This window comes from Halobacteriovorax sp. DA5, from assembly GCF_002903145.1.
Classification (GTDB): domain Bacteria; phylum Bdellovibrionota; class Bacteriovoracia; order Bacteriovoracales; family Bacteriovoracaceae; genus Halobacteriovorax_A.
This window is the reverse complement of the sequence record NZ_PPDJ01000001.1, coordinates 558,931-571,665: the sequence shown is the minus strand read 5'-3', so window position 1 is coordinate 571,665 and position 12,735 is coordinate 558,931. Positions and strand designations below refer to the sequence as shown.

The following is a 12,735-nucleotide window of genomic DNA, read 5'->3' as shown; positions in this document are numbered from 1 at the left end:
AAAACTGACTTACACAGTCTTAGATGCAATTAAATCAGTATCTCCAATACTTAAGGCGTAATTAATTATATTTTTTTGTAATTGATACTTTTGATCAGTAGCAAGCATCGACTCTATTGTATCAAAGCTTTGTTTCGCTCTAATTAATCCAAAGAGCTTCTCCTCTCCTAAATATTTTAGAAAGTGAACAAGCATAAGGATAAGGATATCAATGCGGATATTACGATTTTTTGAAAGAGATAAAAGCTGATCAATTCTTCTATCCGGAAAGTATGGATGATCTTCAATCTTTTCAATATCAGACTCATAACAAGATACTTTTAAATACATTCCAAGTGAAATTAGGCGCGAATACCCACTTACTGTTTTGTCACGAAAACGAGATTCTATTTTTTTAATATCTTCGATCTCTTCAATAACGACAGCATGCGGATGATTACTATTATAGAGAAAGTTCATATAGTAGGCCAAGAGACGATCACGAATACCGTGCCAGCCATACTTCTTCACAAGAGAAGTTAAATCTGTTTCTTCACCGCCATTTAAAATACGATAAAGAATCCTGCCCATAGCAGGAGATTCAAAAATAAATCTTTGCAAATCGACAGATGTGTTACTTGAACTTGAAACATCACTTATTAGTAACTGACAAAATCTATCGGGAAGCTCTACATAATCTAATTCCATAAAACTATGATAAATGAGATTTAGATGAGATTCCAGCTTTATATTAGTAAGGAGCTCCTGTTATAATGGATCTATGAAAACACCTATTCTAGAAGAATTCAAACTCAAGGCAATTGATAAGGAAGAAATTAAGACGGCACTTAAAACGTACCGAGTTGGTCATCAGCCTCTCTATCTCGATGCATCGAAATTACAGAGGGATCGACTAATTAAGCTTCTTGGGCTTTTATCTAATGTTTTGGAGGAACAAAATCTTTCACCTAAATTCCCTTATCCTTTCTATGTGATAACGGATGTTGAAGATATTTGGACGCGCTTTCCAATCTTTAAATCTCTTGAAGATCTACCAAAGTACTATCAATTTGAAGCGGCAAGGCCAACTAATAAAGAGCAAAAAGTCTTAGACTTCATTGATATCTCAGCTTCAAATATAAGAAATGAAGATGTACAGTTATGTCTTGATGAGTTTGGACGTACAATTGCATCCCAAAGGATAATTAAAGCACTTGCAAAAGAAGGTGCAAAACTTGAGAAATTAATTTCAATCTTGGAAGACGAAAATGTCAGATAACGATAACAACGACTTAAAGAAAATTGACCAACATATCAAAAAGGTCTTAGGTGATGAATTTGCACCAATTCCTAAAAAGCAATCTTCTGGAAGTGAAGAACATAAACTGACGAATTTTCTCGATATTGAAAAGAATCGCATAAAGCAGCTAAAGGACTTCTTTCAAACGAGAGTTCCAAATGTGATTGAATTGAATCAATTTGATGAGCTCATGCAAGAATTGGTTGAATATAATGACCAACTTCGTGCAAAAGTGTTAAAAAAGACAGTTCTAAAAGACTCAAAGTTTAGTCTAAACTTAAAGCAAATATTTAATAAAACTTTTATCGAATAGGAGAAGTGAATGAAGAAGTTTTTTATGATGGCGCTTATTTGTGCATCAACACTGGCAATGAAACCAGCTACAGTTGAAATTTCGGGTGAAAATGGTGGCCGTTTAAATGGTAAAGCGTGGTCGTCAACTGAATTAAAAGACAAAGTTCACGTACTCTTTTATGTTGATCCTGATGAAAAAGATTTAAATAACCATGCTTCAGAAGCACTAGCTCGTGAAAAATTTGACCGCACTAAATATGCCTCAGTTGCAGTAATTAATATGGATGCGACTTGGCTTCCAAACTCAATCCTAGAAGGTGCTTTAGAAGATAAGCAAAAGAAATACCCTGATACAATTTACGTAAAAGATCTTGAAAAAGTAATCGTAAAAAAATGGAAAGGAATCGTAAAAGATGACGATTCGAATATCCTTGTCTTTGATAAGAAAGGTAGCTTAGTTTACAAGATCAATGGCAAAGCAAGCGAAGCTCAAGTGAAAGAGATGATTACAATTATCAAAAAGAATATGTAGTGGTAGGTGCGAAAGCACCTACTCTTTTATAACTGTCGTGGAGTTCATCAAGACAGGATAAGTTTTTCTAAGTTTCTTCCCATTTTTTAACAGATAAGGCCATTCAACAACAACTTCACTTACCTTCTCGTCACCAAGGCCAATATGTATATAAGATGTACTCTGAGGTTGGAATTGGCCAAATGATGGATAATGCTGACGAGTATATGTATTACCTTTATTCGTATCAGCTATGATTTTAGCTCCATAAGCTTCTCTATTTGAATTCTTTCCTACTAATTTTAACTTTATAAAGTTCTTCTGTGGTAGTCGATTTTCAAAAAGATATACTCTAGGCTGAATTCTAAAATCACGAGTATTTGTCTGAATCGTTAAGATATCCATTCGTCCATCATCATTAAAATCAAACACTACTGTTGAGCTAGGATTAACAATATCAATACCAAGATCCGGGCCTCGGTTAACTAACTCATGATCTCTTTCTTGCACAAAAGACACAAGTCTTGAGTGAGGAGGAAATCCTGAATTATCAACGAGTAGATCAATAAGGCCATCATTATTCAGATCAGTCCAAAGTCCTCTCATATCCCCTTGGTTCCAATTCGCCTTCGCCTCATCATTTGTATACTCTGTACGAATAAATGAAATACTCTTAAGCCCTTTATTAGTTAAAATACTTGAGCGATCACGAGACTCTAAGTCCAGAGAGTGCGAGATTTCTCCCATGGCAATATCATAATAGCCATCATTATTATAATCGCCACAAATTGCAAAAGTTGAATTTCCGCCATTAAAGCGGCCACCACTTGTGATAGCATCCATACTATATCCGGAACTCACTCCTGCATCAGTATAGACGATACTCTTTCCACGCTTTGTGGAAAGCCACAACTTATTTGGATGGCCTGCAGAATTACTTGTTAAAATGTCTGCGAAACCATCATTATTTATATCGCAAATACTTGAAGAAAATGTAGGGGCCACATTAATATAAGTATTGCCTCTTTCTTCTAATTCACTCGTTAGTGCTCCCGAGATTTCAGAAATTTTTCCATTCTTATAAGTAAAAAGTCTGTTTTCGATTGTTTTGCCCTCTTCGTTGCGATCAAACCAATTGGCAACAAAGAAGTCTAAAAAACCATCATTGTCATAATCAAAGATATTTACGTTAGAGATTGGCGCTATAAAATCAAAACTAGTTTCACTAAATTTTCTAAAAACAATTCCATTATTTCGCGATGGACTACCTTTGTAAGAAACAAGTGGCTTTTTCGTCAGTGCTGACTTTTGATTATGAATTCCCGTAATTACATCTACAATGCCGTCCTTATCGAGGTCTACAAATTGCATGAATGTAACCTGAACATCATCTTCAAAGTAAATATTCTTAGCTTTTACAAATCCATCGTCTGTCGCAAGATAAAATTGAGGAACAGAATAATTCCCATTTAAAAAGACAAGATCTTCTCTTCCATCACCATTTATATCGTAAACATAAACACGTGATGCCTTAATACCATCAAGACCAAGCTTTTGAGTTACATCGACAAATTTCGAACTTGCCTTTGTTGGCCCATAGTTAAGTTTGACTTGTTTTGCTTTCGATTTTTTTTCTTTCTTTTTAAAGACCTTACTTGAACATGAAGTAGCAATTAGGACCGAAGAAAGTAGGAGTAAAGAATATTTCATATGAATATTCTAATAGGCCCTAGCATTTTTTACTAGGGCCTAAGAGATTATTTTTTAATTGTAATGAGAAATAATTAGAAATTAATGATATCTAGGCCGTATCCATCATTTGCACAAACTTGATCAGAAGTTTCTTTAACAACTTTGTCATCGTGTGAAGTCATTGCCTTAAGATTTGTCACAACTACTGCTCTTGCATCTTTTAGTGCAACACGAGCAAGGTTAAGAGCATAGTCTTTCTTATCTTGTTCGATCTTATCACTATTAAGAATTGAAGTTGTACGAGAAATTACAGCAAGCATTACATAAAGATTCATTGCCATTTCAGCAATTCTCTTTTGTGGAAGCTCGTTACCGATAATATTCTTACCATACTTCATAAGAGTGTTTTCAACTTGAATCGCGAATTGACCAAGAAGAGAGTTAAACTTCCCTGCTTCTTTATCAAGTTTTGCGTGATGCTTAGTAATTAGTCGCTGACCAATCATCTTTGATAGACGACCTTTAGCAAAGTTAGTTAAAACACCTACAGACTTAATTGGATCTTGAAGAGCTTTTGATACATCAGCTGCTTTTCCAAGAGCTTTCATACTTTCAGATGGATTTCTAATACCAGAAAGAGCAAGGAAGATTCTTAAAATTTCGTTTGTTCCTTCAAAGATCATATTAATACGAGAGTCTCTCATAATTCTTTCATATGGATACTCTTTCATATAACCGTTACCAGCAGCAATCTGCATTCCTTGGTCAACAACTTCCCAAAGAGATTCAGAACCATAGATCTTACATACAGCAGTCTCAAGGTAGTAGTCGTTAAGACCTTTACACATATTACCAGTTGTCATGTATACGATTGACTCTGTTGCATAAATTCTTGCTGCCATAAGAGCAAGTTTATCTTGGATAAGACCAAACTCAGCAATTGGTGCACCAAATTGCTTACGACCTTTAGCATGTTCAGTAGCAAGCTTTAGAATTGTCTTCATTCCACCTACACATCCAGCACCAAGTGAAAGACGTCCAGAGTTAAGAACGTTCATGGCGATCTTGAAACCTTTCCCAAGCTCACCTAGAATATTTTCTTTTGGAACGATTACTTTATCGAAGTATACTGCACGTGTTTCAGATGCACGGATCCCCATTTTGTTTTCTTTTTCACCAAATGAAAGACCTTCCATTCCTTTTTCAACGACGAAACAAGAAATTTTTTCTTTAATTTCACCGTCTACCTCATGATCTGTCTTACAGAACACAGAATAGAACTCTGCAGTACCTGCGTTAGTAATCCAAAGCTTTTGCCCTGTAATTGTATAAGTGCCGTCACCGTTATCAACGGCCTTTGTCTTAATTGAATAAGCGTCAGAACCTGATCCTGGCTCAGTTAAACAAAATGCTGCTAACTTTTCACCTGAAGCGAGTTGTGGAAGCCACTTTGCTTTCTGCTCCTCAGTCCCCTCGTTTAAAAGTGCACGGTAACCAATCGATTGGTGAGCACCGATCATCGTTGCAACTGCGCCATCAAAAGAAGCAACTTCAGCGAAAACGCGACTATAAAGAGTGTAGTCAAGACCAAGACCACCAAGATCTTCATGAACACCCATCCCAAAAAGCCCAAGCTCAGCTAAACCTTGCATTACTTCTGGTGGGATCACACCCTCATGATCCATCTTCTCACCGTCTAAAGTCCCCTCACAGAACTTGTTTACAGCGTTTACCATCTCACGACCAAAGTCTTGCTGCTCATCAGTAAAACCTGGGTATGGAAATACATTGTCTTCTTTAACTTCACCAAAGAATAGATCTCCAACAATGGAGTCCATCATTTGCTTTTCTTCACTCATCATTAAGTCCTTTTTTAAAATCCATCTATGTGGGTAGAAAATTGATTGACTGGAATTCCCTGACATTTTAGCACGACATTCGTCAAATAATCAAAGCAAACACTTACTTAAGTTTAACCGACATTTTAACTCGGTCAAAAAGCAAGAAAATTCTTACCGAATATATCAATGGTTGATGCTTTGGGTAAACAACCTTAAAATACTATAAGGTATTAAAATATAAAAACTTTCAAGAAGAAACTTAATGACGAAAAAGAAAGGATTCTTTTCTAAAATTAAATCAAAATTATCCAAAGATCAGGATGATGGGGAATTTATTGAGCATGAAGAAAATCTTCACGACGGTGAAGAGTATGAGTACGAGGAAGAGTACGAAGAAGAGTACGAAGAAGAGTACGAAGAAGAGGACAACGGCGAAGTCTACGAAGAAGACGTCGACATTCCCCTACCTCCCGCACCAACCCCAGACGCAGACCAGGTCTTAGAAGACCCCACTCTAGAAGTTTATATTGACGATCTAGAAGCTCACTCCGAAGAAGATGCCGGTTTTCTTTCTAAGCTAAAAAGTAAGTTAACTAACAAATCAACTAACGAAGCTGATGAAGAAGCTGACTCTGAAGATAGCGACGAAGAAGACGAAACTGAAGGATCAGAAAATAAATACAATGTCATGCAACGCATGCTTGATAAAATCAAATCAAAGACAGAAGACTTTGACTTATCAAGAGTTGGAAGTGGTCTTGGAAAAAGAACAAAAGGTCAACCAACTGGAGCACAATACTTTCTTCCTAACCTATTAAGTAATGAATCGCGCCCTAAGATTCATCATTATTTTTTAATTCTTTTAACTTGTGCCTTCTTATATCAAATTGGTAAATTTGCGGCCCTTTTCTTAAATGGCAAAGACGGTGGCGCAAAATTTCAAACAGATTTTAGTCGCCCTAATACTTACGATCACAATGCATCAATTGCTAATATTAGAAACTATAACCCATTCAATATTCAAGAAGATGAAAACGAAAAAACTGAAACAAAAGTTAAACGTCCAAAGAATGTTGTTAAGATCTGCCTTGCTGCTGATCAAGAATCAAGACTTGGTTTCAAACTCTTAAATACAATTGTTCTTCAAAACAGTGCCAAGTCTGTTGCAAGTGTTTCTAACCGTGGAAAAGTAGAAAATGTTCGTGTTGGTGGAAAGATCAATAATATAGCAGAGATTGGAAGTATCACACGCCAAAAAGTTATCTTTAAAAACTTAAGAACTGGTGAATGTGAATTCATTGCAAACGTTGACGAGAAGGCCAAGCGCTTTGCTCGCAAGGCCAACACTAAAATTCTTCCACCAAGTAGCGCCAAAGACGTAATGCCTGAATTTAACAAGGATATTAAAGTTGAAGGAAATAACTTCAAAATAAAGAAGGAACTACGTGACTCTCTTTTAAGTAATATTGGAGATGTTCTAACGCAGGCCAAGGCCATTACAATTAAGAATCCAGATGGATCCCTATGCTTTAAAATGACAGAAGTGAAGCCAGGATCAATCTATTCATATCTAAATGTTCAAAACGATGACATAATTTGTGAAATCAACGGTGCAAAAATCGAAAATATGAATCAAATTATGGGAATGTTTGGAAAAATTAAGTCTACGGACTATTACGAACTCGGTATTAAGAGAAACGGAGTTCAACAAAGCTACAACTACAATTTTGTCGAATAATTATAGGGATCATGGATGAAGAAACTATTTTTAAATCTCTCAGCGCTATCTTTACTTTGTCTTGCAGCAGACCCTGCTCAAGCACAGTTTAGACAATTCAAATCAAAAACCAAGGTTAATCGCGATGCGAATCCTTCGGCAGCTAGCCTACTCGATAGCAGCAATGCAGAGTCAGGAAGTGATGCATTTGGAAGAACTGCAACTCAGCCTAAGAAAACTGATGATGCTTACGTTAACTTAAATCCAGAGACTGCTTTTGGTCCAGAGATTGTTACAAGTTTTGACTTCGAAGACACTTCTCTTCAAGACCTAACTAAGCACATGCAAAAACTTACAGGTTTAAATCTGATTATCGACAAAGACCTAAAAGGAAAGATTTCTATTTCTGCACCAACACCTATTACTGTTGGTGATGCATGGAAAGCATATTTAGCAGCACTGAATATGAATGGCCTAACGATGGTTAAATCTGGTGCATTCTACAAAATTGTACAAGCTAGAGATATTCGCTACATCCCTACTAAAATCTACACAGGTAACTATGTTCCAGAAACAGAAAACTACCTAATGAAGATTATTGCCCTTAAAAATATTGATTCGACAGAAGTTTCACGCTCGTTTAGACCATTTATGTCTCGTTACGGACGAATCATTGAAATCAAACAAACAAATACTATTATTATTCAAGATACTGGTTCTAACATTAATCGTTTAATGAGTTTAATTAAATTCATCGATGTTCCTGGCCACGAAGAAACACTACAGATCATCCCTGTTAAGAATACTTCGGCATCAGAAATTGCAAAGCTACTTGATAAGATTCTAAAAGATGATACTTCTAAGAAAACTGCCTCAAGAAGAAGCTCTGATGGTGGTGGACAGATCATCTCAAAATTAACGGCAGAGCCACGTACAAACTCGATTATTGCCATGGCAAACTCAAGTGGAGCAAAGAGACTTAAGGAACTAATCAATAAGCTAGATGTTGAATTAGTTGCTTCTAATAACGAACAAATTCATGTTTACTACCTCTACCACGGAGATGCTGAAGATATGTCTAAGACACTATCTGAGCTAGTAAGTGGATCAAAATCGAATTCTTCAAGCTCAAGAAGAACTTCTCGTTTTTCTAGAACAGCAACTGAAGATAATAACGAATTATTTAATGCAGAAGTTAGAATTACTGCAGACAAGTCTAATAATGCTCTTGTTGTAACTGCCTCTCCTACTGACTGGCTTACACTTGAAAAAGTTATTAAGAAACTAGATCAACCAAAAGACCAAGTATTTATCGAAGGTCTAGTGATGGAAACAAATATCTCTAAATCACGTGATCTTGGTGTCTCTATCGTTGGTGCATACGGATCAGGTGCTGCAGACCGTGCTGGTTCAATTCACGGAACTTCAGGCTCTGTTCTGACACAACTTATTTCTGGAACTTGGACATCAATTGGTGGTCTATTTGCCGGTGTTGGTCTAGGAAATGAAATTGAAACAGAGATCAATGGTCAAACAGTGAAAATTGATTCAGTAAACGCACTTATTTCTGCAATTGCAAGTAACGGAGACACAAACGTACTCTCTACTCCTCAATTATTAGTTCTAGATAATACAGAAGGTATTTTTGAAGTTGGTGAAAAGATTCCTGTACCTAAAGAGAGCCAGGCATCTAATGGTTCAACAACGACTTCACTAGACACACAAAATGTTACTTTAAAGATGAAGATAACTCCTCAAATTAACAAGGTAACAAGATATATCAAACTAAAAATTGACCAAAACTTTGAAGATTTCTCAAGTAGGGCCCTTCCTTCTGGTGTAGCATCAGTTGGTGTTGGTACAGTCGTAAGAAGTGCTGTAACAACTGTAACTGTTCGTGATCGCGACACAATTGCAATGGGTGGTATGATGAGAGACAAGACAACTGATTCAGTAAGTAAAGTTCCTCTACTTGGTGATATTCCAGTTCTTGGTTGGCTATTTAAGAATACGACGACACAAACTGAGAAACTAAATATGCTAATGTTCTTAACGCCAAAAATTCTTGATAACTATCAAGAAGATATTGCGAGTACAGTTAAAGAAAGCTTAAATCGTCGTGCTTCTCACCTAAAAGAGTTCCACGGTGAAAAAGATCCATTTAAGTCGACTGCTAAAGGTCTTTACAACAAGGCCCAAAAACAAGAGCAAGGTCCTCTTTATGATGAGCAACGTAACAAGTATTACAAGCAACAAAACCAAGATAGCGTGATGAATGACTCTGTTATTGAGCCTGGCTACAATGATGTCGTTCAAAAAGTAAATGCGAAGAAATCAGCTCCTAAGAAGGCCCCTGCTATAAAAGTAAAGTCTTCAGATAAAGAAGTTGTGATTAAGAAGTAATTTAAAAAGGCTTGATGTAAATGAGAAACCAAATGCTAGAAACATTTGAACACGGTAAAGAAAAGATTGGTGAGCTTTTAATTAAGCACACCTCTCTTACACGTGAGCAGTTAGATGAAGCACTAGAGATTCAACAAGAATCAGGAATGCTTATTGGTGAAATCTTACTTAAAAAGAACTATATTCACCCTCACGATATTACAAAAGTAATTTGTCACCAAATTGAAATACCATACGAGTCTGAAATTGATGTGGATACAATTGATCCTGAATTAATTACGAATATTCCAATTAATTATGCAAAGACGCAGGAGCTTATCCCAGTAATGGAAACTCCCCGCTTTGTTTCAGTAATTATTACGGATCCATTTAATTTTGATGCCATCAATGACCTAAGAGAAATTTTTAAAAAAGATATCCATATCTCAGTTGCCCAACCATTAAAAGTTAATGACGCAATTAATCGCGTGTATGAAAAAGCAAATAAGAATATGGTTCAGTCTCTTGAAGACGAATTTGATGAATCACTAGATCTTGACGGTCCGATTGATATCCTAGATGCTGGTGCGGATGAAGCCCCTGTTATTCGTTTTGTTAACTCGATTATTTTTAGAGCAGTAAAAGAGCGTGCAACAGATATTCATATTGAGCCGTATGAAAAAGAATCAATTTATCGTTTTCGTATCAATCGAGTTATGACGGAAGTCTTAAGACAACCGCTTAAAACACACTCTGCTGTAGCTTCACGTATTAAAGTTATGGCAAAACTTGATATTGCAGAAAAACGTCTTCCTCAAGATGGCCGTATTCCAATTAAGATGGCCGGTAAAGATATCGATATCCGTCTTTCAACGGTACCAGTTCAAAATGGTGAGCGTATCGTTATGAGGATTCTTGAAAAAGACAATAATATCCTTCAACTAGACCACCTTGGTTTCCACGGTAAGGTTCTTGATGATCTCGATGCCCTATCGCAAAGAAAAGATGGAATTGTTTATGTATCAGGTCCAACTGGTCACGGTAAATCGACAACTCTATTTGCGATGCTAAGTCGAATCAATACACCAGATCGAATGATTATTACAGTTGAAGATCCGGTGGAATACGAAGTACCTGGTATTTCTCAAATCCAGGTAAACCATAAGATTGAACTTTCATTTGCTAAAGCACTTCGTGCCATTCTTCGTCAAAACCCTGATGTTATCATGGTTGGGGAAACGAGGGATTACGAAACTGCGGAGATGGCGATACAAGCTTCTATTACTGGTCACTTTGTTCTATCAACGATTCACACTAACGATGCATCGTCAGTACCAAACCGTCTGATTGATATGGGAGTGCAACCATTCATGATTGCCTCTTCTCTTTCTGGTGCTCTTGCGCAAAGACTTATTCGAACACTATGTAAGGAGTGTAAGAAGCCAAAAGATATTACTGACTTTGACCTAGAAGTACTAGGAATAGATAAAATACCTGAAGGTGCAACTGTGTATGAGTCCGTAGGTTGTCCAAGTTGTGACAATAAAGGCTACTCAGGTATGACTGTTGTCGCAGAACTTTTAATGATTAATGATGAAATTCGCTCACTTATTATTAACTCTGCTCCATCAGGGCAGATCAAAAAAGTTGCACAGAAATACGGGATGAAAACTCTTAGAGATGATGCCATTGAGAAAGTTATAATGGGAATCACTTCAATTGCAGAAATGAACCGTGCAATCAATATTGAAGGCGAAGACGAGAGTCAGGAACAATAAAGAAAAAGTAAAAAGAGTAAGAAGACATGGCCATATTTGATTACAAAGGTATCGATCGTACCGGAACTGAAAAGAAAGGTAATATCACAGCTGAAAACGAACAGGCGGCCAAGGCCAAAATTCGTGCTAAGGGTATTATGCTTACTGCGATAAAAGAACATAAGTCTTCTAGTAAGTCTTCTTTTGAGCTAAATTTCGGAAGTACCGTTTCAATCAACGACCTTTCACTTATGACAAGACAATTGGCCACTCTTGTTAAAGCAAAGATTCAAATTGTTGAAGCCTTCAATGCACTTATTGAACAGTGTGAGAACCCAAAATTAAAAGTTGTTCTCTCTGAGATTCGTCAAAAAGTAAATGAAGGTAGCTCCCTTGCCTCTGCATTCTCAGACTATCCAAAAATCTTTGACCATATTTATGTCAACATGGTTGAAGCCGGTGAACAGTCAGGTACATTAGATATTGTTCTACTTCGTCTTGCAGAATTTACAGAAGCGCAAGTTAAATTAAAAAATAAAGTTAAAGGTGCCATGATGTATCCAATCATCATGTTACTAGTTGGAGCCCTTGTTATGGGTGTAATTCTAGTTTTAGTTATTCCTAAGATTACAAAGATTTTTGTTTCGATGAAAAAAGAGTTACCTCTGCCGACAAAAATTTCAATTTGGCTATCAGGGTTTTTACAACAATATTGGTGGGCCGTAATAATTGGCGCCTTTGGTCTTTATTGGCTATTTAATCGCTATATTAATACAAAGAATGGCCGCGCAAAATGGGACTACGTGACTCTAAAGCTTCCAGTATTTGGTTCACTTATTACAATGGTGAACGTTTCACGCTTTGCTTCAACTCTTGCAACACTTTTAAATTCAGGTGTACCAATTCTTGCTTCAATGAAGATTGTTAAAAACCTAATTGGTAATGTCCATATGCAAGAAGCAATTGAAAGCGCTCGTATTAATATATCGGAAGGTTCTTCCATGGCAGCGCCCCTTGCACAATCAGGATACTTCCCTATCATGGTTACACATATGATAAGCTTAGGTGAAAAATCAGGTGAACTCGAACCAATGCTTAACATCATTGCGGAAAACTACGAGGATCAGGTAGAATCTAAATTAAGTGGGTTAACATCTGTACTCGAACCTATTATGATGGTCGGCATGGGTGGAGCTGTTGCTTTCATTGTAATGTCAGTTGTCGTTCCAATGATGGAGCTAAACTCAATCAATTAAGCTTTT

At 36.7% G+C, this 12,735-nt stretch carries 10 protein-coding genes; 7 read left to right on the top strand and 3 right to left on the bottom strand.

All coding sequences use genetic code 11. The features are described 5' to 3' along the window. Positions 1–9 precede the first annotated feature (9 nt). Entirely contained in the window at positions 10–687 is a 678-nt protein-coding gene (locus C0Z22_RS02855; RefSeq protein WP_103216825.1) for a hypothetical protein, read from the bottom strand. A gap of 73 nt (positions 688–760) precedes the next feature. On the opposite strand from C0Z22_RS02855, the gene C0Z22_RS02850 reads away from it, so the two are divergent. Genes C0Z22_RS02850 through C0Z22_RS02840 form a run of 3 tightly spaced genes read left to right on the top strand, consistent with a single transcriptional unit; the run spans position 761 to position 2,105 of the window. After that, the gene (locus C0Z22_RS02850; RefSeq protein WP_103216824.1) at positions 761–1,258 is read left to right on the top strand and encodes a hypothetical protein; all 498 of its coding nucleotides are present in this window, start codon (positions 761–763) and stop codon (positions 1,256–1,258) included. Further along, entirely contained in the window at positions 1,248–1,592 is a 345-nt protein-coding gene (locus C0Z22_RS02845; protein WP_103216823.1) for a hypothetical protein, read from the top strand. Before C0Z22_RS02850 ends, C0Z22_RS02845 begins: the two co-directional genes overlap by 11 nt. 9 nt (positions 1,593–1,601) lie before the next feature. Further along, the gene (locus C0Z22_RS02840) at positions 1,602–2,105 is read left to right on the top strand and encodes a YtfJ family protein (RefSeq protein WP_103216822.1); all 504 of its coding nucleotides are present in this window, start codon (positions 1,602–1,604) and stop codon (positions 2,103–2,105) included. 18 nt (positions 2,106–2,123) lie between these two features. On the opposite strand, the gene C0Z22_RS02835 is transcribed toward C0Z22_RS02840, so the two are convergent. Together C0Z22_RS02835 and C0Z22_RS02830 are read right to left on the bottom strand one after the other, a co-directional pair. Next, on the bottom strand, positions 2,124–3,794 hold the full coding sequence (locus C0Z22_RS02835) for a CRTAC1 family protein (protein WP_103216821.1): 1,671 nt from the start codon (positions 3,792–3,794) through the stop codon (positions 2,124–2,126). Between the two features lie 74 nt (positions 3,795–3,868). Further along, positions 3,869–5,635 carry an acyl-CoA dehydrogenase family protein gene (locus tag C0Z22_RS02830; protein ID WP_158246782.1) on the bottom strand — a complete coding sequence of 589 codons (1,767 nt, stop codon included), beginning with the start codon at positions 5,633–5,635 and terminating at the stop codon, positions 3,869–3,871. 244 nt (positions 5,636–5,879) lie between these two features. Between C0Z22_RS02830 and C0Z22_RS02820 the strand changes: the two genes are divergently transcribed. Genes C0Z22_RS02820 through gspF form a run of 4 tightly spaced genes read left to right on the top strand, consistent with a single transcriptional unit; the run spans position 5,880 to position 12,729 of the window. Continuing rightward, the gene (locus C0Z22_RS02820) at positions 5,880–7,355 is read left to right on the top strand and encodes a hypothetical protein (protein ID WP_199177508.1); all 1,476 of its coding nucleotides are present in this window, start codon (positions 5,880–5,882) and stop codon (positions 7,353–7,355) included. 15 nt (positions 7,356–7,370) lie between these two features. Next, the gene (gspD, locus tag C0Z22_RS02815) at positions 7,371–9,737 is read left to right on the top strand and encodes a type II secretion system secretin GspD (protein ID WP_103216817.1); all 2,367 of its coding nucleotides are present in this window, start codon (positions 7,371–7,373) and stop codon (positions 9,735–9,737) included. A 32-nt stretch (positions 9,738–9,769) separates the two neighbouring features. Then, on the top strand, positions 9,770–11,494 hold the full coding sequence (locus C0Z22_RS02810) for a GspE/PulE family protein (RefSeq protein ID WP_233189680.1): 1,725 nt from the start codon (positions 9,770–9,772) through the stop codon (positions 11,492–11,494). 26 nt (positions 11,495–11,520) lie between these two features. After that, the gene (gene gspF, locus C0Z22_RS02805) at positions 11,521–12,729 is read left to right on the top strand and encodes a type II secretion system inner membrane protein GspF (RefSeq protein ID WP_103216815.1); all 1,209 of its coding nucleotides are present in this window, start codon (positions 11,521–11,523) and stop codon (positions 12,727–12,729) included. Positions 12,730–12,735: the final 6 nt, after the last annotated feature.